The organism is Kribbella sp. NPDC051936 (assembly GCF_040680955.1).
Lineage (GTDB): Bacteria > Actinomycetota > Actinomycetes > Propionibacteriales > Kribbellaceae > Kribbella.
Map to the genome: position 1 here is coordinate 733,112 of NZ_JBFAXS010000004.1, position 22,739 is coordinate 755,850.

General features: G+C 65.5%; 21 protein-coding genes. 11 read left to right on the forward strand and 10 right to left on the reverse strand.

What is annotated here, in order from left to right; all coding sequences use genetic code 11:
- The 3 genes from AB0L64_RS17480 to AB0L64_RS17490 are packed head-to-tail and all read right to left on the reverse strand — an operon-like array spanning nucleotide 1 to nucleotide 3,418.
- On the reverse strand, nucleotides 1-1,347 hold the full coding sequence (locus tag AB0L64_RS17480) for a 3-oxoacyl-ACP reductase (protein ID WP_363711111.1): 1,347 nt from the start codon (nucleotides 1,345-1,347) through the stop codon (nucleotides 1-3).
- A gap of 8 nt (nucleotides 1,348-1,355) precedes the next feature.
- The gene (locus AB0L64_RS17485; RefSeq protein ID WP_363711112.1) at nucleotides 1,356-2,633 is read right to left on the reverse strand and encodes an acetyl-CoA C-acetyltransferase; all 1,278 of its coding nucleotides are present in this window, start codon (nucleotides 2,631-2,633) and stop codon (nucleotides 1,356-1,358) included.
- On the reverse strand, nucleotides 2,630-3,418 hold the full coding sequence (locus AB0L64_RS17490; RefSeq protein ID WP_363711113.1) for a TetR/AcrR family transcriptional regulator: 789 nt from the start codon (nucleotides 3,416-3,418) through the stop codon (nucleotides 2,630-2,632). Before AB0L64_RS17490 ends, AB0L64_RS17485 begins: the two co-directional genes overlap by 4 nt.
- Before the next feature lie 85 nt (nucleotides 3,419-3,503).
- On the opposite strand from AB0L64_RS17490, the gene AB0L64_RS17495 reads away from it, so the two are divergent.
- On the forward strand, nucleotides 3,504-4,841 hold the full coding sequence (locus tag AB0L64_RS17495) for an acyl-CoA dehydrogenase family protein (RefSeq protein ID WP_363711114.1): 1,338 nt from the start codon (nucleotides 3,504-3,506) through the stop codon (nucleotides 4,839-4,841).
- Between the two features lie 32 nt (nucleotides 4,842-4,873).
- Here AB0L64_RS17495 and AB0L64_RS17500 read toward each other — a convergent pair whose 3' ends face one another.
- Entirely contained in the window at nucleotides 4,874-6,190 is a 1,317-nt protein-coding gene (locus AB0L64_RS17500) for a tyrosine-type recombinase/integrase (protein WP_363711115.1), read from the reverse strand.
- Between the two features lie 258 nt (nucleotides 6,191-6,448).
- Entirely contained in the window at nucleotides 6,449-6,718 is a 270-nt protein-coding gene (locus AB0L64_RS17505) for a hypothetical protein (protein ID WP_363711116.1), read from the reverse strand.
- Nucleotides 6,719-7,037: 319 nt separating this feature from the next.
- On the opposite strand from AB0L64_RS17505, the gene AB0L64_RS17510 reads away from it, so the two are divergent.
- Nucleotides 7,038-7,412 carry a hypothetical protein gene (locus AB0L64_RS17510; protein ID WP_363711117.1) on the forward strand — a complete coding sequence of 125 codons (375 nt, stop codon included), beginning with the start codon at nucleotides 7,038-7,040 and terminating at the stop codon, nucleotides 7,410-7,412.
- Nucleotides 7,413-7,807: 395 nt separating this feature from the next.
- Here AB0L64_RS17510 and AB0L64_RS17515 read toward each other — a convergent pair whose 3' ends face one another.
- Together AB0L64_RS17515 and AB0L64_RS17520 are read right to left on the reverse strand one after the other, a co-directional pair.
- Nucleotides 7,808-8,059 (reverse strand): hypothetical protein, encoded by a 252-nt coding sequence (locus AB0L64_RS17515; RefSeq protein ID WP_363711118.1) that lies wholly within the window; start codon nucleotides 8,057-8,059, stop codon nucleotides 7,808-7,810.
- A 64-nt stretch (nucleotides 8,060-8,123) separates the two neighbouring features.
- Nucleotides 8,124-8,468, reverse strand: a complete 345-nt coding sequence (locus AB0L64_RS17520) for a hypothetical protein (RefSeq protein WP_363711119.1) — start codon at nucleotides 8,466-8,468, stop codon at nucleotides 8,124-8,126.
- A gap of 284 nt (nucleotides 8,469-8,752) precedes the next feature.
- On the opposite strand from AB0L64_RS17520, the gene AB0L64_RS17525 reads away from it, so the two are divergent.
- Together AB0L64_RS17525 and AB0L64_RS17530 are read left to right on the forward strand one after the other, a co-directional pair.
- A complete protein-coding gene (locus AB0L64_RS17525) occupies nucleotides 8,753-10,138 on the forward strand; it encodes a helix-turn-helix transcriptional regulator (RefSeq protein WP_363711120.1) in 1,386 nt (461 codons plus the stop codon).
- Complete coding sequence (locus AB0L64_RS17530; protein WP_363711121.1) at nucleotides 10,135-11,025, forward strand: aminoglycoside phosphotransferase family protein; 891 nt, start codon at nucleotides 10,135-10,137, stop codon at nucleotides 11,023-11,025. Before AB0L64_RS17525 ends, AB0L64_RS17530 begins: the two co-directional genes overlap by 4 nt.
- 13 nt (nucleotides 11,026-11,038) lie before the next feature.
- Here AB0L64_RS17530 and AB0L64_RS17535 read toward each other — a convergent pair whose 3' ends face one another.
- Nucleotides 11,039-11,662 (reverse strand): 3'-5' exonuclease, encoded by a 624-nt coding sequence (locus tag AB0L64_RS17535; protein WP_363711122.1) that lies wholly within the window; start codon nucleotides 11,660-11,662, stop codon nucleotides 11,039-11,041.
- A 1,078-nt stretch (nucleotides 11,663-12,740) separates the two neighbouring features.
- Between AB0L64_RS17535 and AB0L64_RS17540 the strand changes: the two genes are divergently transcribed.
- A complete protein-coding gene (locus AB0L64_RS17540) occupies nucleotides 12,741-16,265 on the forward strand; it encodes an ATP-binding protein (RefSeq protein ID WP_363711123.1) in 3,525 nt (1,174 codons plus the stop codon).
- Between the two features lie 214 nt (nucleotides 16,266-16,479).
- Here the strand turns inward: AB0L64_RS17540 and AB0L64_RS17545 are convergent, their stop codons facing one another.
- Nucleotides 16,480-16,677, reverse strand: coding sequence for a transaldolase family protein (locus AB0L64_RS17545; protein WP_363711124.1), 198 nt, complete (start codon nucleotides 16,675-16,677; stop codon nucleotides 16,480-16,482).
- A 1,050-nt stretch (nucleotides 16,678-17,727) separates the two neighbouring features.
- On the opposite strand from AB0L64_RS17545, the gene AB0L64_RS17550 reads away from it, so the two are divergent.
- The 6 genes from AB0L64_RS17550 to AB0L64_RS17575 all read left to right on the forward strand — a co-directional run bounded on the left by AB0L64_RS17550 (nucleotide 17,728) and on the right by AB0L64_RS17575 (nucleotide 21,104).
- Nucleotides 17,728-18,093, forward strand: coding sequence for a hypothetical protein (locus tag AB0L64_RS17550; protein ID WP_363711125.1), 366 nt, complete (start codon nucleotides 17,728-17,730; stop codon nucleotides 18,091-18,093).
- Entirely contained in the window at nucleotides 18,090-18,458 is a 369-nt protein-coding gene (locus tag AB0L64_RS17555; protein ID WP_363711126.1) for a hypothetical protein, read from the forward strand. The genes AB0L64_RS17550 and AB0L64_RS17555 overlap by 4 nt, the downstream gene beginning before the upstream one ends.
- Before the next feature lie 394 nt (nucleotides 18,459-18,852).
- Nucleotides 18,853-19,758 (forward strand): SMEK domain-containing protein, encoded by a 906-nt coding sequence (locus AB0L64_RS17560; protein WP_363711127.1) that lies wholly within the window; start codon nucleotides 18,853-18,855, stop codon nucleotides 19,756-19,758.
- A gap of 214 nt (nucleotides 19,759-19,972) precedes the next feature.
- Nucleotides 19,973-20,410: a hypothetical protein gene (locus AB0L64_RS17565; protein ID WP_363711128.1), complete on the forward strand. Its 438-nt coding sequence runs from the start codon at nucleotides 19,973-19,975 to the stop codon at nucleotides 20,408-20,410.
- Nucleotides 20,410-20,727: a hypothetical protein gene (locus AB0L64_RS17570; protein ID WP_363711129.1), complete on the forward strand. Its 318-nt coding sequence runs from the start codon at nucleotides 20,410-20,412 to the stop codon at nucleotides 20,725-20,727. The genes AB0L64_RS17565 and AB0L64_RS17570 overlap by 1 nt, the downstream gene beginning before the upstream one ends.
- Nucleotides 20,728-20,735: 8 nt before the next feature.
- Nucleotides 20,736-21,104 (forward strand): GntR family transcriptional regulator, encoded by a 369-nt coding sequence (locus AB0L64_RS17575; RefSeq protein ID WP_363711130.1) that lies wholly within the window; start codon nucleotides 20,736-20,738, stop codon nucleotides 21,102-21,104.
- A 79-nt stretch (nucleotides 21,105-21,183) separates the two neighbouring features.
- On the opposite strand, the gene AB0L64_RS17580 is transcribed toward AB0L64_RS17575, so the two are convergent.
- Nucleotides 21,184-21,960 (reverse strand): hypothetical protein, encoded by a 777-nt coding sequence (locus AB0L64_RS17580; protein ID WP_363711131.1) that lies wholly within the window; start codon nucleotides 21,958-21,960, stop codon nucleotides 21,184-21,186.
- Nucleotides 21,961-22,739: the final 779 nt, after the last annotated feature.

Below are 22,739 nucleotides of genomic sequence, written 5' to 3' on the forward strand. Positions count from 1 at the left end.
TCAGGCGCCCAGCATGCTCTGGCCGCAGACCCGGACGACGTTGCCGGTCACGCCGGCCGAGGCCGGATCCGCGAACCAGGCGATCGTCTCGGCCACGTCGATCGGCAGGCCGCCCTGCTGCAGCGAGTTGATCCGCCGCCCGACCTCGCGGATCGCGAACGGGATCTTCGCGGTCATCTCGGTCTCGATGAACCCTGGCGCGACGGCGTTGATCCGGATCTGCCGCTCGGCGAGCACCGGCGCCAGCGCCTGCACCAGACCGATCACGCCGGCCTTCGAGGTCGCGTAGTTCGTCTGGCCGTTGTTGCCGGCGATCCCGGCCATCGACGACACCCCGATGATCGAGCCGCCGTCGCGCAGCGCCCTGGAATCCACCAGGTGCTTGGTGATCCGCTCCGGCGCCCGGAGGTTCACGTCGAGTACGGCGTCCCAGGCGTCGGTGCGCATGTTGACCAGCCGCCGGTCGCGGGTGATGCCCGCGTTGTGGACGACGATGTCGAGACCGCCGTGCTGCTCCTGTGCGTGCGCCGCGATCCGCTGCGCCGCGTCGACCGCGGTGACGTCGAGGAGCAGCTCGGTGCCGCCGATCCGCGAGATCACCTTGCGCAGCGGGTCCGCGTTCTGCGGTACGTCGACGCCGATCACGGTCGCGCCGTCGCGGGCCAGGGTGCCGGCGATACTCGCGCCGATGCCCCGAGCCGCGCCGGTGACGAGGGCGACCCGGCCGCTCAGGGGCCGTGCCGGGTCGTTGCTGACCAGGGGTCCGGTGCCGATCCGCGCGACCTGTCCGTCGACGTACGCCGATTTGGGGGAGAGGAAGAAGCGGAGCGTCGAGTCGAGCTGCTCGTGCGCGTCCGGGGCGACGTACACGAGGTTGACCGTGGCGCCGCGCTTCACCTCCTTGGCCAGGCTCCGCGTGAAGCCTTCGAGAGCGCGCTGCGCCACCTGCTGCTCGGGGGAACTGGCGAGCTCCGGCGTCCGGCCGACGACGATGACGCGGCCGGCCGGGGCCAGCTGGCGGACGAGCGGGGAGAAGAAGCGCTGCAGGCTGGTCAGGTCCGCGGTCGAGGCCGCGCCGGTCGCGTCGAAGACGAGCGCCTTCGGCCGGATCTCGCTCGACGCGACGCCCTCGGTCGCCGTACTGAACGCGGCGCCGATGTCGCGCAGCAGCGCCTGGACCGCCTTGCCGGCGTCGGTCTCGCCGATCGCGCCGAAGACGACCGGCCCGTCGATCACCGGTGCGCCCTCGGTCCAGCGGGGCAGCGGCAGCGGGTCGGGCAGACCCAGGTTCTTCACCAGCGTCTTGCCGAGCGGCGTCCGGGTGAAGGTCTGGTAGCGATCCGTCATCTCAGCTCCTACTTCTCGAGGATGGCGACGACACCCTGGCCGCCCGCGGCGCAGATCGAGATCAACCCCCGGCCGCCACCGTTCTCGTCCAGTTGCTTGGCCAGCGCGGCGACGATCCGCCCGCCGGTCGCCGCGAACGGGTGGCCCGCGGCGAGCGAGCTGCCGTTCACGTTCAGCTTGTCCCGGTCGATCTCCCCGAGCGGCGCGTCCAGGCCGAGCCGCTCCTTGCAGAAGATCGGATCCTCCCACGCCTTCAGGGTGGACAACACCTGCGACGCGAACGCCTCGTGGATCTCGTAGTAGTCGAAGTCCTGCAGCGTGAGCCCGGCGCGCTGCAGCATCCGCGGTACGGCGTACGCGGGGGCCATCAGCAGACCCTCGGCGCCCTTCACGTAGTCGACCGCGGCGGTCTGGGAGTGGGTCAGGTACGCGAGCGGGCGCAGCCCGTGCTGCTCCGCCCACTCGTCGGTGCTCAACAGAACCGTCGAGGCGCCGTCGGTGAGCGGCGTCGAGTTGCCGGCCGTCATCGTCGCGGTCTCGCCCTTGCCGAAGACGGGCTTCAGCTTCGCCAGCTTCTCCAGCGTGGTGTCGGGCCGCAGATTCTGGTCCTTCTCGAGGCCCAGGTACGGCGTGATCAGGTCGTCCTGGAAGCCACGGTCGTACGACTTCGCGAGATTCACATGCGAGCGGTAGGCCAGCTCGTCCTGCGCCTCGCGGCTGATGCCCCACTCCAGCGCGGTCAGCGCCGCGTGCTCGCCCATCGACTTACGGGTCCGCGGCTCGGCGTTGCGGGGGATCTCCGGTACGACGTCCTTCGGGCGGACCCGGGCCAGCACCTTCAGGCGGTCCGGGTACGTCTTCGCGCGGTTCAGGTCGAGCAGGATGTTGCGCAGCCGGTCGTTGACCGCGACCGGCGCGTCGGACGCGGTGTCGACGCCGCCCGCGATGCCGGCGTCGATCTGGCCGAGCGCGATCTTGTTGCCGACCAGGATCGCCGCCTCCAGCCCGGTGCCGCAGGCCTGCTGGATGTCGTACGCCGGGGTGGTCGGGGCGAGCTTGGACCCGAGGACCACCTCGCGCACCATGTTCCAGTCGCGGGCGTGCTTGAGGACCGCGCCGGCGACGACCTCACCGACTTCCTGGCCGCCCAGGCCGGCCCGGTCGACGAGACCGTTCAGCGCGGCGGTGAGCATGTCGGAGTTGGAGGCGTGCCGGTAGGTCTTGTCCTGCCGGGCGAAGGGGATCCGGTTGCCGGCGACGACAGCCACCTTGCGCGGTTCGGTCACGATGTCTCTCCTGCTCTAGCGGAGCGGGTGGTTGTCCTGGTGCTCGTCGTACTGCTTGTTCTGGCCGCGGTCTTCTGGTTCACCGTCTTCAGGTTCAGGGCCTTGCGGCCGACCGCGGTGGCGAGCGTGGCGGTGATCGCCGTCGACCGGACGGTGCCGACATCGGCATGATGCACCACGGGGTGCCCCGGTTGGCTGCCCGACACGATCAGCCCGACCCTTGCCATGTGCAACGACCCGAGCGTCTGGGTGTAGAGGTGGTTCGCGAGGTAGGCGGTGTCGACCTCGTCGAAGACGCCCGCGCGCTGGCCGGCCGTGAGGACGTTGGCGATCCGGTCCAGCGCGGCCGCCATCGCCGTACCGAGCTTGATCATCACCGGCTCGGTGATCTCGCCGAACAGCTCCTCGCCGGTCCTGCGCAGCAGGCTCATCGCGCAGTCGGTGAACGCCGGGTAGTCGAGGCAGAAGTCGACGAACGTCTCGCTCAGCGCCTTCAGCCGGTTGAGCGGCGCGCGGCGCGGGTTGTCTGCCTTTTGCAGCTGCTCGTCCAGCTCGGCCAGGTAGTCGACCAGGGTGAGCGCGAACAGCTCTTCCTTGCCGGCGAAGTGCCGGTAGATGAGGGCCTTGTTGATCCCGACCCGCTTGGCGATATCGTCGATCTGAGCGTCGATCGTGCCGCGCTCGTCGAACAGCTCGCGGGTGGCGCGGATGATGTCCCGCTCCCGGTCGCGACGACGCTCCGCCGTGGTCCGGCGGCGTCCGATCGCGAGCAGCGCGGAGCTCATACGTCGATCTTAGCCACAGTGGTACCCGTTGGTGCAAACGACGGTTACACTCGTCGGTAACTTCCCGGATTCGTGAGGATGGTTGATGAGCGACCCTGTGGTGTCCGCAGACGTGATGGCGCTGGCCGGCGAGCTCGGCGCCGAGCGCTCCAAGCCCGAGTGGAACACGTTCTCGCTGGCGATCAACGACGAGCAGCGCGAGATCCGCGACTGGGCCCACACCTTCGCCGCCGAGGTCATCCGGCCCGCCGCGGCCGAGTGGGACGAGCGCGAGGAAACGCCGTGGCCGATCATCCAGGAGGCCGCCAAGGTCGGGATTTACGGCCTCGACACGAACGTCAACCTCTTCGTCGACCCGAGCGGCCTGCTGATGCCGCTCGTCCACGAGGAGCTGTTCTGGGGTGACGCCGGCATCGCGATGTCGCTGAAGGGCACCGGCCTGGCCTCGTCCGCGATCTTCTCCAACGGCACGCCGGAGCAGTGGAGCCAGTGGATGGGCCGCTGCTACGGGACGCCCGACGACGTACGCGTGGCCGCGTTCTGCTCCTCGGAGCCGGGGGCAGGGTCCGACGTGTCCGCGATCCGTACGCGGGCCGTCTTCGACGAACGTTCCAACGAGTGGGTCATCAACGGGCAGAAGGCGTGGGCCACGAACGGCGGCATCGCCGACATCCACGTCGTCGTCGCCACCGTCGACCCGTCACTGGGCACCAAGGGCCAGGCCGCGTTCGTCGTACCCAAGTCCGAGGTCCGCGGCCTGGAACAGGGCACGAAATTGCGGAAGCACGGCCTGCGCGCCTCCCATACCGCCGACGTCTTCTTCGACAACGTCCGCATCCCCGCCGAGAACGTCCTCGGCGGCAAGCAAAAGCTCGACGAACGCATCGCCCGAGCCCACGAGGCCCGCGCCGCCGCCGGCTCAGGCTCCTCCTCCGCCGCGGCCGGCCGCAACGCCTCGATGGCCACGTTCGAAATCACCCGCCACATCGTCGGCGCTCAGGCCGTCGGCATCGCTCGCGCCGCGTACGAGGTCGCCCTCGACTACGCCAAGACCCGCGAACAGTTCGGCCGCCCCATCGTCGACAACCAGGGCATCGCCTTCAAACTCGCCGACATGGCCCTGGAAATCGACGCCGCCCGCCTCCTGGTCTGGCGCGCCGCCAACATGTCCGCCGCCCTCATGCGCGGGGAAACCCCCGACTACCGCCACGGCGAAGGCTCCATGGCCAAACTCAAAGCCGGCGAAGTAGCCGTCCACGTCACCGAACAAGCCATCCAAATCCTCGGCGGCAACGGCTACACCCGCGAATACCCGGTAGAACGCATGCACCGAGACGCCAAGATCTACACCATCTTCGAAGGCACCTCAGAAATCCAGCGTTTGGTCATCGCCCGGGCCATCTCAGGCATGCGCATCCGGTAGGTGTTTCCGCAGGTCACAGGCTGATTCCAGGGTCATCGAGACTGGCCGCCGTCGGGTTCCCAGTGGGTCATGGGGGACCGGCTGGCGGCCAGCTCCGTCACAGCTCCGTGAGCCTCCATCGCGAACAGCCGGGCCAGCCGCGAGTCAACAGCCTTCCGCGCCCGCTCATGCGATGACGGCAGCATGTGGGTGTATAGCCGAAGCGTGAACCCAGGGTCGCCGTGCCCGAGGTACTGCGCCAACTCCTTGATGTTGACGCCGTCCGCCAGGGTGATGCTCGCGTAGTAGTGCCGTAGCGCGTGCATCCCGTTCTCGCGGCTGGAGTAGTACTGCCGCCTGCCGCGGGCGTCCTTGGTCGGCTCCGGTATGACGCCCGCGTGGAAGAGCGCCGGCTTCCAAACGAGCTCGTCGTACGTCCGCGCCCGGATGTGCTTGTCGTCAGTCCACCGGAACAGCAGATTGACGGTGTGCGGCTTCCCGTCGACCTTCTCCCACGGCAGCGTGTAGGCCCGCGGCTTCGTGGCCTCGATGTACTCCGCGAGCATCACGGCTACGCCTTCTGACATCGGCACCGTCCGTTCCGTGTCGTTCTTAGGCAGCGCGAAGACGAACTCCCTGCCGAGCTTCTTCACCTGTCTGCTGACCCGGATCACCATCTCGTCGAAGTCGACGTCCTCCTCAGCGAGCCCGAACAATTCACCTTGCCGCAGCCCGCACGCAGCACCAATCGAGGCGATCGGCCTGTAGTGCGGCGGATGCCCCTCCACGATCCGCAGCACAACCTCGTCGCTCCAGGCAGTGGTCTTCCCTCCCTTCTCCGCCGGCACCTTGACCACCCGAGCCTTCGCCGGATTCCGCTTGATCGCCTCATCATCAACGGCAACCTCCAACGTCCCGTGCAACACGAGGTACGCCGTACGCGCCGTGGACGACCCGAACCGCGCATCCAGCCCCGCAACCCAAGCCGCAATCTCCGAAGGCTTGATCGTCCGCAACTGCCGCCGTCCAAACACTGGTACGACGTGAAGACGCAAAGACGACTCGTACTTCATAGCTGTCGCCGGATCCACCACCCGCGAGGCAAGCCACCTCCCGGCAACCTCCTCAAACCGAACCTTCCCAGCCTCCGGATCGATGTACTCCCCACGCTCCCGATCCGTCTCCATCGCAGCCCCATGCCGCTCCGCAGCCGTCTTCGTCCCAAACGCCTTAGACCGCTCCCGCCCCTCCGGATCCACCCACCCCGCCAACCACCGCTTCCCCCGCCCCCACTTAGCCGTACGAACCCGCTCGGTCGTCCCGTCAGCCTGCTTCACCGCCCGGGTCCACTGATCCTTTACATAGGCCATCCCGCCGCACCTCCAACGTGTCGATGTGCGGCTGCTCAACGTTCGGAGGGTGGAGAGAATCGACCGTTGTCCAGGCGTACGGAGACGGTTCGCGAGGACTGTGTCGCGTGCGGACTTGAGCGCCAGTCGAGGTCAGATCGGCCACCAACCACCCCTGACCGCCGTGCGCCTGGACGCGGCTACCGATCTAACGGAATGTCCAGGGTCGTCCGGTCGATCCGAGGCCGCTGTTAGCAGACGCGTTAGCAGGTCGCCCTACTACGCCTCGGTCAGCGCGAAGCTTCCGGTGGGTGTTAAGGCGGTCACCATGACGACCATCGTGCTGTCGTCTGGAAGGCAAAGCTCAAAGACCTCGTCCAGCTCGCACAAGGCTGCGAGATCCGGATCTTCCTCAGCCCGCGTGAGCTGCCCGGCTGCGTGCCATCCTTGCTCGCCGTCGACAATCGTCACCGCAACCAGGAACGCAGCCAGACAGGTCGAGCTGTTCGCCCACCACTCAAGCCGCGCGACGGTCGTTAGTGAATCCACGTCGCGATCCTGGCATGAGAGACCGGCTGACTGCTACGCAGACCAGCTCACAGATCACCCCTTGCGTCTTTCCCTCTGCTGTCTCCTGATAGGTGGGCTGGGGCAGGCAGGGAGACGCACCCCGGAACCACTCCGACATAGCCGGCCCCATTGGCCCCGTCACCCCGGAGTCGTGAGGGACCAGCGGGGATGTCCTCCGTCGACTGATGATGCACGACACTCGTCCGCCAGGTGACCTGCGACTGTCGGAGGCACGGATCGCGGCAGTCCGGACATCATCTCGGGAGCTCTGTGTGGGACTGCGCTTTAGGATCGAACGGTGATCACAGGCCAGAACATTGCTGCCCGGATCGTGTCCGAGTTTCCCGATGCGCGGGACGCCGTCGCGGAGGTCATCGAGATGTACCGGCAGGACGTCGTCGGCCCCGCGATGTTTTCCTACGTATCGGTGGGCTTCTTTCACCCTGTCTTTGATCCTGCCATCCAGTCCAACGACGTAGCCCGCATTGAGCAGTGCTATCGCTTCCTCGAAGAACTCTTGGACAGCCCTGATCCCGACATCGTAGATGCGGCAGTCATCCGGGTAGTGCCATGGACTCTCGGGCCGGAATGGATCGACGCGACACGTAGATTCGGTGGCCCGTTGCTCCAGGCCGAAGTCGACCTAGGGCAGGAAGGACGGCCCGCTCGATAGCGACGGCAACGTCGGCGCCCCAGGTGGCCGCCAGGATTCTAGCCTGTCGCGGATCAGCAGGCGGATCACAGGGACTAGCGGGGAGGCAGCGAACCGTCGTACCGGAGGGAACGGGTCAACCCCAAGTCTGCACCACCTCTCGCACCTGCGTCGGCACAGGATCAACCGAACGGTTAGCCGCGGGTCTCTGTGCTCGACCGTGCGCAGCGTCCGCTCAAGCGCAGGGGCGCCGAGCGGACGCAGCTTCGGGGCGGAAACGCCGCCCGACTCAGTGAGGTGGATCGGGCAGCGCTCCCGCTGGAGCGGCGGAACGGACGCGGGGTGCAGGGGACTTGAGGAGAACGAGGGATGTCCCCTCAGCACGTCCGCTCCGCCGGTTTGGTGGCGATCAGGACCTAGTGAGCGCAGTCGCGGAGGTGGTCTCTGATCTGCGCCGGATTCCCAAGTACGGCGAGGTGGTGCAGCGTCGGAACCACGAGCGGCTGACCTTCGGCCTCCAGCAGCGATTCGAGAAGGTCGAACGCCGCGCTGGGCGGCCCGGGCTCTTCGACGTACACCTTGGTGAGCTGTAGCCCGTGCTCAGTCGCGAACGCCTTCAGCTGTCGACGGATCGCGAGCAGCTCGCCGGTATTGCGCACGAAGGACATGGAGACGAATCCGAGAGCTGGCATAGCCGGCATGTGCACCACTCGTTCCTGACGGTCGAGGTGCCTAGTCGGCGACCACGATCGTGATGCCGTTGGACTCAAGTCGCTGTCGTACGGACGACGGGTCACCGGCGACCTCGAGGTGCTGTAGGTCGGGCGTGATGATCATTCGCTGCGCCTCCTGCATCACGACTGCGAGCAGATCGTGGAAGGCCTCAGGCGATGTCTCGATCTCTTCGACGTGAATCGCGACCAGCTCCGCACCGCGAGCCTGAGCGGCGTCGACAATGAGCTTCCGAGCGTTAGCCAACTCGTTCTCGTTCATGAGGAAGTGCTTCCGGATGTAGCCGTACGCCCGCATGGCGTCGCCCCGCTCGCGGGAATCCGTACCTGGAAGAGTGCTAGTCATCTGTCCCACCGCCGCGTCATTCGTTGCGGCCGGACAGGTCTCGCACCAGGTCCGTGATCATTGCGACAGTCAGGCCCGCAGTCAGGCAGATCACGATGAACAGTGGCGTCGTCATGGTGGGCGTCCTTATCGTTGTTGTAACGCTCTGTATCCACACCATGGCCCTCTGACGGCGGACGCCACTACACGCAGTGCTCATCGAGCCGACCTATCGGCGGTGCCGATAGACGCACCGGATGCGCTCGGGCTAACTTCACAGAGCCGCCTAGGGACAAGGAGTGACGATGACGGCAACGCATCCGGTGCTTAAGTCCTCCTGGTGGGAGCAGCCGGAGATGCGTCCTGTCCTGGCGTCACGTGACGTCGCAGGCATCTTCCGCTGGCTGCAGCGACACGGCTGGAGCCAGACCCAGATCGGTGCCCGCACGTGTCAGTCCCAGGGCGAAGTCTCAGAGATCCTCAACGGCCGCCAGGTCAAGGCGTACGACGTCCTTGAACGCATAGCTGACGCATTCGAGATTCCCCGTGGACGAATGGGGCTCGCATACAGCTCATCTGGCCGTGGAGACAGCGATGAGTCGCGCGAACTGACCAGCGACGATCGCAGGAACTTCGCCGGCGCGGTGGCGAGCGTGGCGTTCGGTGCGGTCAATGAGCAGGCTCGAAAGTGGCTGCCCGACGTACCCAGCGGTGTGGCTTCTGTGCCGTCGGCGATTTCCGAGACCGACGTGGAACGAGTCGTGTCGATGACCGCCGAGTTCCGGAAACTCGACCAACGCTACGGCGGGGGAGCAGCGGTCGACGCTGCCCGTGGTTTCTACGGCTACGCACGGCGGATGATCCACTCGACCGCCGATCAGCGCACACACCGGGACCTCAAAGTGTCCCTGGCCGACTTCAGCAGCATGCTCGGCTGGTCGTTCCACGACATCGGCGATCAAGCCGCAGCTCGACGCTTCCTGATGAACGCACTCGTGCTTGCCAAGGACGCGGACGAGCCCTCGCTGGCCGCGTCGATCCTGTACCGCCTCGGCCGGGTGAGCATGCAGGAAGCCCAGCCTGTGGAGGCCTTGAAGATGCTTCAACTTGGCCAGCTCGCGGCACAGGACGCCGGCGATCCAGCCGAGGTCGCGAGACTCCACGCCAACGAAGCCCTGGCCTACGCGATGCTCGGCAAGCACGATCATGTCGTCGATGCTCTCGCTCGTGCAGAACACGAGATGGGCCGCGCCGACAAGGGCCGAGTCTCCCCATGGACCACGCTGTACTTCACTCCTGGGGACTACACGGGGCATCAGGCACTGGTGTACAACTCCCTGTCGGGCTACGCGAAAGACGATGCACAAGCCCGCGAGTACGCCGTACGCGCGGTCACATTCGCACAGCAAGCAATCACCGAATCTGGGCCCGACAGATCGCGTCGGAGCCGGACCTTCGATCGGATCATATTGTCGACGAACCTCCTGCGTACGAACGAGCTGGACGCTGGCATCGACGTCGCTCGTGAGGTGATCAGCGAAACGCAGCATCTCCGCAGCGACCGCGGTATGAGCCGCCTCGCCGAGATCGGCACCGCAGCCTCACAGCACACCGACAACTCGGAAGCTGTGGATCTCGTGCACCAGCTCGAATCCGTCCGCACAACCGCGCCGAAGGCACTTACCGTATGACCAACCTGTCCCCAGAGCTCGACCAGCGGCTCAAACACGCACTCAAGGGCATTTGCCAAGAAGCCGGCCTACTCCCGGACGAAGCCGAGCTCATCAAGTACACGAACAACGCCGTCTACCGCCTTCCCAGCCAAGGTGTTGTCGTCAGGTTCGGTGCCGGCGACCTCGCCAGCCAACGCGCCGACCACGTCGCCCGAATCGCCACCTGGCTGGAACGCCACGACGCACCCGCTTCAAGGCTCGCGCCTGGTCTGACCCAGCCCGTCCTGTTCGAGAACTACTCAGCCACGATCTGGAAGCTCCTCGAAAGCAGCAACCCAGCATGGACCGGAGCCGAACTGGCCGCTCCACTACTCGGCTGGCACAAACTCGAACCGATGCCCAGCCTCAAACCCTGGGACCCGTTCAGCAGTGCTCGCAGCCGTCTCGCCATGGCCGACGGCCTCACCGCCGACGACCACGCCTGGCTCACCGAGCAGTGGGCCAAAATCGAAGCCGACTACCGCGCCCTCATGCCGGACCTCCAGATGGGCCTACTCCACGGCGACGCCTACATCGGCAACCTGCTACGAGAGCCCACCGGCCGCTTCGTCCTCTGCGACTTCGACGGCACCAGCATCGGCCCCCTCGCCTACGACCTGGTGGTAGCCGCCGTCAGCGCCCTCCGCTTCGGCGCCACCCAAGACCACGAAGCCCTAGCTACCACCTACGGCCTAGATGTCACCACTCTTCCCTCATGGCCAACACTCCGCCGCATCCGAGAACTGGTCCTAGTCACCAGCGTCATCACCGACCTCCGCAACCGCCCCGACATCGCGAACGTCCACGCGCACCGGCTGGCCACCCTCAGATCAGGCGCCAACGAACTGTGGCACCGCTACAAGTAGCGGTTGTGGCGCCTCAGAACAGGGTCGCGGCTGCCTCGTCCGCCGAGAGGCTTGTTGCGGCCTTGCCGACGGTGGCATCCAGCAGCTCAGCGAGTGCAAGCGGCTCGCGGCATGGAGGCGTCGCGAGATGTGAGAGGAGCCGTGCGCAGACGAGTGAGTCGTAGGTCGCGCGATGCGGCACCAGATCAGTCGAAAGGCCTCTGGCTAGCCCAAACGCTTCGACAAGCGCCCCGAGCTGGTACGACTCGCGGCCGGGAAGCAGCCGTCGAGCGAGCTTGAGAGTGTCCACAACGCGAGCAGGTCGGAAGCCCAGCATCTCACGGCCGAGCACCCCGAGATCGACGCCCGCGTTGTGGGCAACGAACACCTTGTCTCTCAGCGCCTCGCGCAGTTCGGCCTCGATATCGGCAACGGTTGGAGCGTCTACGACCTGGTCGTCAGAGATCTTGTGGAGCCGTCGCACCATCGCAGTGATCGGCCGAGGAGGTCGAACGAACCAGCTCCTCGGCCGGCCAATCGAGCCGCCCGTGACCGCGACAATCGAGATCTCAACAAGATCCGGTGACCGCTGTCCGTTGCCTTCGACATCGACAACGGCGTAGTCGAATGCCGCCCACTGGTCGGTAGGTTGCGCCATTCCTCGTCGCCTACCTCCGCTGATCGTGCCACCGGCGCGGTCGCGTGTGCCCCGCCCTGTGCTGCGAACATGTCGAGCCACACGAAGTCTGCCGCCACCGGTCGCTCCGACGCCGCATCCGCGGCCGGCGCGCGTCGCGACAGCTGATCTGCTCCCCGCTCGCAGCATCCAGCTGGACCCGAACCGGGGCACGCTGAAAGTCAGGACGGAGTCAGTGCTGGTAGCTCGGCCACTCTGGGCTTATCTCATCTCCAAGATCCGTACGGCCACCGAGGCCACGGCATCGCGGTGATCAAGCGCTTCTGCGCGTCGGCAAGTGCGTCTCGGAGCGTTGCGTTGGCTTGTTGGAGTTGGGTGACCTGGCGCTGCAACCGGTCGACCTCTGCGACGAGGGCGGCGACGTGTTCGGCCTCGATTGCCTCTGTCGAGCGAAGCCGCCGGCGGCTTCGCCAACTGCGGAGGCGGCACCGATCCGAGCAGAAGCGCTGGTCCGATCTGGCCGCGGTATAGGTATTGCCGCAGTGCTCACAGACGTGTTGACGGGCGGTCAGATTGTGTCCAAACGGAGGTGGTAGATCGTCCATAACTACTTCAACGCGCGCCCGGCGGACGGTTCGAGATACGCGTTGCAGATTGCTGACACGCCTCGAATGCCAGAAGTGTGCCGGTGGCCACCCTGGCCGCTCGGTCGAGAGTTGTCCGCGACATTCCGGTGAATGGATGTTGTTCAGGGTGTCGTCGTCGCTTGGCAACCACCACGCGTGTCCTGGACGGGGGGATCCAGGACTGCAATGAAGGTCGTGGTTGAGTAGGCCTTCCGTGCGCCGGTGCGTGCCTTGCTCAGCGGCAGATCTTCGAGCACACCGGTCACATGGATGGCCCTCGGCTGGCGTTCCTGCGCGGGCGGCGAGGGCTCCAACAGCGGCCGACGGGGAGTTGGACCTCATGGGGTGCGTCCGTCCGCAGGATGTGAAGCAGGGCTCCCTTTCCGATTTCAAGGGAATCGATGGTTGCGCGTGCAGGTGATCGTTGTCACGATCACCTGGTTGGGTCGCGACGAATGTGGGGTGGGCGGGACGTGACCTTGATCGACCGGATCGTGCGGGCGTTGGACGCCGGCGTCGACCACGATGTTCTCGAGCGCGCGGCCATCGCTCTGTTGCGTGCGCAGTACCCGAGCTTGTCGGCCGTGGAGGCGGGGAAGGACATCGGGCGAGACGGCGACATCTACGGGGTCGTCGCGGACGACCCGGAGGGCCGGGGACGGGTGCTTGCGACGACCGGTGACCCGCTCGCGAACCTCAAGCGCAGCCACAAGAGTTGGCAGAAGTACCCCGGATTCCGGGTCGACAAGATCGTCGTGGTCTGCTCGAACGACATCACCGCCTCCACGCGCTTGAAGATGGACCAGTACTGCCAGAAGCATTCCCTGCCGATCCCGGAGTACTTCGGACGCGACTGGCTCGTGGCCGCGCTCGTGCGGGACTCCGAATGGCGGCTGCTCCTGACAGGGGTTGCGGGGCGAATGGACTCGCTGGTCGGCGTCCCGGCTCCGAACGACGGGCAGGTCATCCCGTTTGTAGGCCGTGAACAGGTACTGCGTGAACTGAAGGCCGCGCTGTCGGAGGGTCAGGACGTGGTGCTGGCCGGCGTACCGGGCGTCGGTAAGAGTCGGCTGCTGTCCGAGCTTGCCGACGCAGCTGACATCCTGTTCGCGGTTCCCGAGGCGAAGCACTATCTCGCGGACGATCTGTTGATGCTGGCCCCGTCGTGCGTGGTGGTCGACGACGCGCATCTGTCTGCGAGTCTGCTGGCCGAGCTGACCCGTCTGCGTCAGCAGGAACGGCTGCCCTTCGCCGTCGTGGCCACGACCTGGCCCGAGCAGGTGGACGCGGTGACGGATGTGCTGTCATCAGGTCGGACGCTGACGCTCGACCTGATGGCCAGGGCCGAGCTAGATGCCATCGTGCAGGCTCTGGGCGTCACGGGGGTGCGAGCGCGGCATACGATCCTGGATCAAGCCGACGGGCGGCCGGGCTGGGCCGTGCTGCTGTGCCGTGCAGTGGTGGACGGAAACGGTCAGCAGGTCGAATCCGGCGCGGTCTTGCTGCAAAAGGTCATGCGCTTCATGCGCGGCGCTACCGACTCGGCCGTCACCCTGGACGCCATCGCCTGCATCGCGGCCCTGACAGCGGTGAGCCAGGACGACCTCGCACGGGTCGCCCAGCTCGTCGACAGACCACTCGCCGAGTTGAACGAGGGTGTACGCACTGTCGCCACGCGAGGGCTTCTCGAGCTCCGCTCCGACCGCTGGGAGGTCTCTCCCACCATCAGGTACCCGCTCGTCAGTCACTGGTTCTTCGGCCCACTGCGCAATCGGCCGTGGAGCTCTCTGGTCGCTGCATTCCCTGAAGCAGATTCCACACTCACCGAGACCTTGATGCACGCGGCAGCCCTGTCGCCGGATGCACAACGCGAGGCCAGATCCCGTATGGCGAATCTTGGCGCGCCCGAGTCGTGGACCGAGGCGACGCTGCACGTGGTCCAGCTCTACGCGGTGACGGCGAGGGAGGCCGGCGACTTTGCGGCCAAGTCGGCCCGTGTGATCCTGTCGTCCGAGCGTGCACCCGTGGTCTCGCCCTGGGGAACCCCTCACGACCCGCTGGGGGCTGCAGCAGAGGAGACGCTTCTCAGCTGCGCCCGGACCTGGTTCAACGAAGAGGCGGTCCACGGCCTGCTGGATCTTGCCCTACGAGACTCACGGCCGCTGTCGAGCCGCAGTTCGCTCGACGAACTGAGCAAGCTCACACGCTATCTCGATCCCGATCTCGGCTCGCTGTTCGAGGTCCGCGAACGGTTGCTCGGGTACGCCACAAGATGGCTGCAGGTCGATCCACAGCCGAGGTGGCCGGTGTTCGGTGCGATCGTTGGTACCTGTTTCGATCCGTCCGTTGAGGGGACCTGGAGCGAGCCTGACGGCTCGGGCAAGTTCACGATAGCGAGTGGTGTCGAGTCGGCCGCCCGCTTGGGCCAAATGATCGAGCTGTGGGACGGCGTGGCGACGCTGATCGCGGGGGAGGACCCCGCCGAGCTGCCCGCCGAGACGCTCAGCTCATTGATCGGGTTGTTCGAGGACTGGCTACGCCTTGCCAGCGGGCACATCAACGGCACGGCCACGCCGACTGAGGCCCAGATTGCCGCGGGCTACGAGGGCTCCTGGATGATCCTGCGAGCAATCCGACCACTTCTCGACTCTCGATCCGGTTCGGCCCTCCGGGTGCAGCGGGAACTCGACCTTGCGGAGCGTTGGGGCGTCCGCCCGCCGGCGGACATCCCACCGATCGACCTCGATGGAGACCTGGTCCAGTTCGTCGGTCGCCGCGATCCATTCGCACCAATCGAAGAGTGGCGGCATACCAGAGACGCCGAACAACGCGCTCTGGCCGCGCGCCTCAACCAACTCGGTCCGGACGCCGGAGCCGCGCGGTTCCAGGAACTCGTCGATGCCGCAGCCGAGGTCGATCACCGTGAGCCTGCGGAGCTGGTGGCCCGGCGAGTGATCGATGAGGCGACCGAACCCACCGCGTGGATCGTTCCGGCAATCGCGCACCGCTCTCGCGCGCTGCTCACCAACGCCCTCTGGGCGGCGCGGCGACTCGGCCGACGTATCGATGTCGTACCTGTGGCTCGAGCACTCCAGGACGATGCTTTGCGCGGCGGAGTGATCGCGGCCGTGGTTGGTGTCGGCGACCGCGACCAGTTGGCCGACATCGTGGTCTCCGCACTGACGGCGGATGACGCGTGGCAACTGGAGAGTCTCCAGTTCGCCACGGAACCGAACGCGGTGCTGGGTGCACTGCTCGACCATCCCGTGATCCAGATCCGAGCTGCTGCGGCGCTGGCGTTCGACGTCGGCATCGGTCACGGCGTACCACTTCCGGAGGACCTGCGCCTCCGGTGGGAGTCGGCATTCCTGGACGCCGACGACGGTACGGCACCAGGGCAACATGGGCGTTGGAGATTGAAGGAGATCCTCGAGGCGCTCGCGGTCTCCCAGCCCAGTCTCAGCGCGGACTGGTTCGAACACCGACTGCTCAACGGCGACAAGATCGTCCGGGCATCGTCGCGATGGATCGACGACGTCGAGGCGATCCCGCGGACGCTCCCAGCCGGCGAGCGAGAGCGGCTCGCGCGACTCGCGGCCGGCGCCGGCTATCCCGGATATCAGCTCCTCCCTCCACTGCTGGAGGCCGACCCCGAACTCGCCGCCCGCCTGCTGAGGGAAGGCGTGCTGGACGGACACCGCGCACTCGACATGCTGACCGGTGAACTCGACCACGGCGTCGAGGTCCTCGGCCCGGTCCTGCTGGCGCACGGCGTCCCAGCACTACAGATCGCCCAGCAAATCTCGAGATCCCGTACCTGGACAGGCCTGGAATCCGATGCCCTCAAATCAGACATCACCAAGCTCGAAGAGATGGCCGAACGCGTACCAGCACTCGCAGACGTCACGGCGTACGCGATCTCCGCAGCCCGGCGCGAACTGGACCGCACTTTGGAAGCCGAACGCGAACAGGCACGACGCGGCATGATCTGGGACTAGCTGCCGAGCCGAACCGTCAAGCGCCCTACAAGCAGGGTGTCGAGGCGAACGCGGCGCGCTCAGACCACGCCCCGAAGACGGCCCAGCCACCGCGGCGGCGGACAGCCCTGCCGTCGGCCCGCACCGACTGCTCGGCACTTCTCTCGCTCGTAGCGGTCCTCCTCGGCACTGACCGCACAGGCCAACCCCTCTCCCCAGGCCATCACAACCGCAGTCAACCGCGTCTCGTCCGGTCCATCTGCCGGAGCCTCAGCTCGCTCAACTGGCCGTCGTACGCCGCAGAGCTGGCGATCGACCACGCAAAGATCGTCGGATTGCCGGTCGCGCCACTGATCTGGCCACTCTGGGCGAGCCTGGCCAAACTCCCGTCCACCAGCGCGCCACGATCCAGATCATCCAGCCAGACCGCCACTCCACGCCGCGCAAACCACCCACGAGACCACCCACACGATTGATTCTGTAGCGCGATCGACGGCAGCCAGTCGGAGCTTCACTGGTCTTGGGCGCCTGGGCCCACTTCGGGTTGCTCGTCATCCTCTGATAGCGCGTTTGTGACCACGGCCCACGCCATGAGGGTCCCCAGTGGGGGAGGTTCTAGGTTCCATTCGTGTGCGTGCACCAACGGGACTCGTCCCAGCCGTTTCAGGTCTGACTCTATTTGTTGACGGTTCTCAGCTGACCAGAAGCCTTGCTGCACACGGATGGCCGACGCTGTTAGGAGATCCCTAGCTGCGAGTAGCGTTTCGAGGTGTTGTCTCCACAGCTCGTCGTATGCAAACTCCGACAGATGCGCTTGGAACCCTGTCTTGTTAGTGATCACTACACCGCCCGGCGTCCCCCATCCTCTCCGTAGCACTTCACCAGCTGAGAAGTGCAAGGCACGACTTGTCGCCGCATGCAGGTATTCATATTCTCTGCCAAGAGACACCTGGTCCGCGACCCATCCAGCGGACGGAAGTGTGCCTGTCCACCCCCACTGATCGCGAAGTCGCCGGAGCTCTGCCCGGATTTCGGGCAGCATCGCAGCGTGGGCGTCCACGAAACCAGGCGGATACCAAAGCTCCATGGTCATCGTCCGGTCGCCGATGTAGTCCCGCTGCGCATTGAGTGACCGAATTGCATCCCATCTTCCCATCGAGAGCAGTAAGGCATTCGCGTCAGGTCCCGACATGGAGGCGAGAAAGGCAAGCCATATTCGCTCCTCAAAGAACGACCGCACGAATGTGACCGCCAGGTGGCCTCGCCCAGCTTCGCCGAGCGATATGGTTCCTTGGAGCGCATCGCCTTGCCTGCGGATGGAGCTGTTTATCGCAAGCCCTCGCAGATCTGCATGAGATTCATTCCATGTCAACTGACCGATCTCGATGGCCTCATCCATGCGTTTGACAAACGCCTTCAATGCTCGAAGTCGTGGGGTCGCGGTCTCGCTGAGCGTCGGATCATCCACAGTTGCGCTTCCCATATGACCAAGTCCGAGGCAAGCCAGGATAGCTCGCGCGTGGATGGACCGCAGACAAAACGTTGTATGTGGAGCACGAACCTCGCGAAGGACACATGCCGGGTACCGATCAGCGATGATGCAACCATGTCTTCCGAAACCTCCGCTGTGTCGTCAACCGATGAGGATCTGGCACGATGGGCTCACGCATGGGCTGCTGCCGCTTCCCAGACCTATGACGTCATCGAATCTGCCTGGGACGCAGAATCGCCGGCCACCGCCATCGGCCGCAAGGATGTGATGGCGATGGTGTTGGTCGACGCGGCGCGGAACGTGTCCCGCGGGGCAGAGCGCCTGCTGGCGAGAACAGCGCCGCCGTTCGCCGATTGAACGAGGAGCACCCGACGCTGAAGGAAGTGCGCGACAGGCTTGAGCATTACGACGACTACGTCCGTGGCTCAGGGAACGCCCAACGGGCGGGCGGCCGGTGGCGCGGCGAGCCGCTGACACTCGCAATGTCGGGACTGAATCTTCCGGCCTCGCGCGGCGGTGGCCCAGAGGGTCACGTTGTGCAAGTGTCGGTGACCGAGCGGGCGGAGGACGGGACGCCGGTGGAAGTCACCTACGACGTCGCGACCAGAGTGATCGCTCTCGCGACCCGAACCCTAGCTCGGGACATGCTCGACGAGGCCGGACTGCTCGACGATTATCACGTGGAGCGATGCGAGATGTGCGCAGACCCGAGCGGAATCTGACCGCCACAGTAGCCTTGGACGCCCGGCTGGGGCGGGGCCGTACCTCACCGACTTCGAGAGTCCATTGGGGTTGCCACAATTTCGCCGTCGCGGTACGGAAACACGCGCATGCGAGCGCCTGCCGCGTCCAGCACCTGAGCGAGCAGCTCGACATCATGGACCCCCTCTGGCGGATCTTGCCATTCAACAGCGCTGATATCGACCTGCATCAGCTTGGCAGTGGCGGCGAAGAGCGCCCGCTCGGTAGGGGCTCGACTCGGTTGGCGCCCCGGCTGGGGCTGCGACGATCTCAGCCGCCGCCAGGGCCCGCGCGCCCTCCAAGTACTCGACATCAGTTGGCGCCGACCAGCTATGGTCAGGCGAACTGTCAGTGATCGCGTCCGAGGGTGGGTCAGTGAATAAAGTCGAGGCTCAGCAGCGTGTAATCCGGAATCTCGCGGTCATCCGCTATCAGATCGAAGCGTTGGGAAAGAACGGCCAGAACATCTCCATCTATACGGAGACGGCGGTCCTGGACTCTCTGAACGCGGCTACGCGTCTCAATTGGAGGAATGTGAACGCGTCGGCTAACAACTTCCCTGGCGTCGACCTGATCACGCCCGACGGGGTCCGTGGGGTCCAAGCAACTGCTCGCGCAACGAAGGCGAAGCTCGATAAGACGATCAAGGCTATTACCGGGGAGTTCGCGCGGCCGAATAACCGACTCGCTAACCTAACGCAGGTCGAGGTGGTCGGACTCAGCTGTGTGAGGAACTCGATAGTTACAACATGGCGCACCATACCCGGCCCGACTGGGGTTCTCAAGGTCCGTGGTATCGATCTGCTGACCCTTCTGAAGGTCACCACTCTGCACGACGACGAGTTGAGCGATTTGGATAGGGCGTTGCAGGGCTTGGCTATGACCAGTCCGTTCCAACTGCGGTCCGACAAGGATGAGCTCCGCAAGATCATCGCCTACTTGGACCGGCCCGCCATCCGCGACAAGCGGCAGATGGAGATGGACTGGAGAGCGATGGAGGACGCGATGATCAGCATTCGGCGGCTCCTCGCGCAAGGTGCGAACGACGGCGGCTACACGATCACGCGGCCGTACCAAACCTTCCAGCCGGAAACTGCGGCGTCGCTGAAGGAGATCTATGTGGCCAGTGCCGCGATCTCGAGCCTCTTGAAGAACGAACTCCATTCACCCGGTTCGATGGCAGACAGCGAGTGGCACATGCTCGAAGGACATCGGCTCCGCATCCAGGAGACCGTTACTCGGCTAGCCGATACGGCTGAGGTAGCCCCGCCGATCTGGTGAACGCACCGCACGAGTCTGAGGCGGCCGTCGACGCACCCGGTCCGCTCTGCAGAGATGCTCGAAGCAGTGCAAGCGGAACCGAGGTCGGACCCTCATCGATCACCGGACTGACAAGCCGGGGCACCTTTACGACGAGCACCGCGCCGAGCCCTGTGCGCCGGCCGCGCCAGCTACCTGCCGGGCATGTCGCCGCGCGTGCAGGCCTCACGTCTGTGTGCCGCTCGCGGATAACTCCATCCTTGCTATCCACTGGATACTCAGTGGGGCGTTCGACCGCGGGGTCAATTGGAACTGGATCGGGAAAAACCCCATTGAGCAGGCCGACAAGCCATCGATGCCGAAGCCTGACCCGCAACCGCCCACCGCTGCCGAAACCGCGCAGTTGATCAACGGTGCGTATGCCATTGATGACGACTGGGGCGAGTTCATCTTTGCCAAGGCAACGACTGGCAACCGGCGAAGCGAACACTTCGCCCTTCAGTGGAGGCACTTCGAGGATCCGCCACCTCCAGTCGACCCGGACGAGGAGCCGGAGCCGGCGGTAGTCGTCGTTCGCCAGGCTCTATACAAGGCTGATGATGGCAGCCTCTGCCTTAAGGACACCAAGACCACCAGCAGCGCCAGACGGTCCTTGACCACGAGACGCGATTGATGCTGCGCGAACGGAAGAAGGCCGAGGCGGCCGCGCTCGGCCTGCAGTTGGGGCCGGACGCGTGCATCTTTTCGCCAGAGCCTGATGGGTCGGCACCCCTCAAGCCTGATACCGCGACTCAGAAGTTCGGTCGGATGGCAAAGCGTCTTGGCGTCCGAGCCGAGTTGAAGAACTGGCGGCACTACCACGCGACCGAGTTGATCGCCGCGGGTCTTGATATCAACGTGGTTGCCGCGCGACTTGGGCACGGAGGCGGCGGCTCAACAACGCTACCGCATACCAAGCTGAGCGATCCCAGCGCGCGGCCGAAGCTCTGACCGTTCGCATGCCGCCGCGCCCGGCGAGCCGGGGTGGTGCGACCGGTGTCGGACTGGCGAAGGTCATCCCTCTGCCGTCGCCAGCGGATGAAGACTTGGAGCCATATCGCCGGATCGCCGCAGACCTACGGGGCGCGATAGTCAGCGGCTTCGTTGCTCCTGTCGTCCCGCTACCGACGATGAAGGAACTCGCAGAGCGGTATGGAGTTGCGCTCAGTCCAGCGCACCGGGCTGTCTCGGTGCTGGTCGAGGCGGGCCTCGTTAACGCGTCTCGGGGTGTGCGCGCCACGGTGGCATACAAGCCCACAACACCCGTCAGATCGACGCCTAGGGCAGGTGAGCTTGGCCTCTCGAGCGCAAGTCGCGACGACGGCTGACTCTCGACGTTTCGCGCGTGGCCCGGGGAGGGGTTCGTTGAAGACCAGCTGAGCCTTGGGAGGCCGTCCTGATTCGTTCCTACTTGCCGACCAGGAGAACGCCGAGTACGCCGGCCAGGACCCCAATCAGCAGCCCCGCACCGACTCCATTTGTAATGTCGAGCTTTCCAAATGTGACATATCGGCGCCAGCTGAATGGCTGTCCTGACGTCAAGCGACGTAGGTAACGTCTCTTACCCAGGCCGCCGAAACCGCCGGGATCAGCCGCTATGAACGCGAAGAGGCCGGCGAGCCCTAGCAGAATGCAGAGGACCAGGTACCACCAAGGGCCATAGAATTCCGTCCCCGCCGGATCTGTCGGGGAGGCGGCGGGAACCTCCCGGCTCCACGCTCCAATCGCGAGGACTGCCGCAACAGTCACAAGTAGCGGCCAGGTCAACCGGAATTGCCGGCGGCGACGCTTGCTCTGCAGGATTCTGAGGAACTCAAAGGCGGCGTCGTGGGCTGCACCGGAGGTGCTCCATCGCCATCGGCCTGTGCCTGGCAGGTCTAGCCAAAGATCAGATCCGTCGGCGTACCTCGCTTGGATCGTGGCGAGCCGTGCCTCGGCCAGCATGAGGGCGAACTCGTCCGAGGTACACCGTCCTGTCCAAGTCCGCCGGACCACCTTCTGATCCTCCCGGGTCGCGGTGAGTGTCATCGTTGCGTCGTCCGTCGCAAGGCATACGAGAGCGCCCACGAAGGTGCCAAACTCTGCGCCGGCGGCTGGAAGCTTGATGTCGTAGCGATTCCTGTCCAGCTCCCACTGAACTCGCGGCTGAGCTGCGAGCAGCCCACCGCCTTGCCTATCACTCAATGTGGTCTCCCCCCACGTGATTGGCGACCAGTGTGCACCCAGCGTGACACGATGTCTACTAGGCGAGCGTGCCGGACCCAGGTCTGGTGGAAGGTGCTGCTGGAACGCGCTCAGGCGGCGTGGTGCTTGGTGTCAATGAGGGACTGACGCCGGGTGGGCCAAAGCGGATCTCGGAGCTGCGGTGCGTCCTTACGAGGTCGCCACGGTGGCGTCATCATGGCTCTTCGTGCGTGGTAGACGCACCGTCAGGGTCTGCGGTCTCGACCGACGCCTGCAGCCACGTAGGCCCTCGGCCCGTCGTCCCTCCGACACGGAGTGAGACTGACGCGACTGTTAGGACGGCCTGCCTCCAACTGCCACCGGGAGTACCCACAATTTGTCGAAACCACCGTGCCGGAAGCCCCGCGGGTCTACGTCATCAACGACCTGCTCCATCCTCAGCACCGCGTCGATGACGTAGGCAGTGGCCTGGTGAACGTGTTGCTCGGTCCAGTCTCCTTCGCTGTCGTATCGCGTGAGTTCACCATTCATGTTGAGTGAAGGCGCGGCGGCGAAGGTGCGTTGCCATCGCAAGTACAGCGGCACATTGATCCCGAAGGCCGTCAGCCGGCCGAGCGTTTGCAGCCTTCGGAATGATGTTTCGAGATCGGCGCTTGCGGCCCTCGCGTCAGCTCGCCTTGGCTCTGTCAACGCCGGTCGAACCTTGACCCAGCTGTTCCGGGTGAAGGTTGACCCACCCGGTTTGGTTGTTGGTTGTTAGTCGTTGGTTTTGGTGGCGG

Excerpts from the sequence above, each read along its gene's own strand:
- AB0L64_RS17525 (WP_363711120.1), top strand. The coding sequence starts at position 8,753 with ATGACGGCAACGCATCCGGTGCTTAAGTCCTCCTGGTGGGAGCAGCCG.
- AB0L64_RS17530 (WP_363711121.1), top strand. The coding sequence starts at position 10,135 with ATGACCAACCTGTCCCCAGAGCTCGACCAGCGGCTCAAACACGCACTC.
- AB0L64_RS17550 (WP_363711125.1), top strand. The coding sequence starts at position 17,728 with ATGACCAAGTCCGAGGCAAGCCAGGATAGCTCGCGCGTGGATGGACCG.
- AB0L64_RS17575 (WP_363711130.1), top strand. The coding sequence starts at position 20,736 with ATGCCGCCGCGCCCGGCGAGCCGGGGTGGTGCGACCGGTGTCGGACTG.
- AB0L64_RS17515 (WP_363711118.1), bottom strand. The coding sequence starts at position 8,059 with ATGTCCTTCGTGCGCAATACCGGCGAGCTGCTCGCGATCCGTCGACAG.
- AB0L64_RS17490 (WP_363711113.1), bottom strand. The coding sequence starts at position 3,418 with ATGAGCTCCGCGCTGCTCGCGATCGGACGCCGCCGGACCACGGCGGAG.
- AB0L64_RS17520 (WP_363711119.1), bottom strand. The coding sequence starts at position 8,468 with ATGACTAGCACTCTTCCAGGTACGGATTCCCGCGAGCGGGGCGACGCC.
- AB0L64_RS17500 (WP_363711115.1), bottom strand. The coding sequence starts at position 6,190 with ATGGCCTATGTAAAGGATCAGTGGACCCGGGCGGTGAAGCAGGCTGAC.
- AB0L64_RS17570 (WP_363711129.1), top strand. The coding sequence starts at position 20,410 with ATGCTGCGCGAACGGAAGAAGGCCGAGGCGGCCGCGCTCGGCCTGCAG.
- AB0L64_RS17480 (WP_363711111.1), bottom strand. The coding sequence starts at position 1,347 with ATGACGGATCGCTACCAGACCTTCACCCGGACGCCGCTCGGCAAGACG.
- AB0L64_RS17495 (WP_363711114.1), top strand. The coding sequence starts at position 3,504 with ATGAGCGACCCTGTGGTGTCCGCAGACGTGATGGCGCTGGCCGGCGAG.
- AB0L64_RS17535 (WP_363711122.1), bottom strand. The coding sequence starts at position 11,662 with ATGGCGCAACCTACCGACCAGTGGGCGGCATTCGACTACGCCGTTGTC.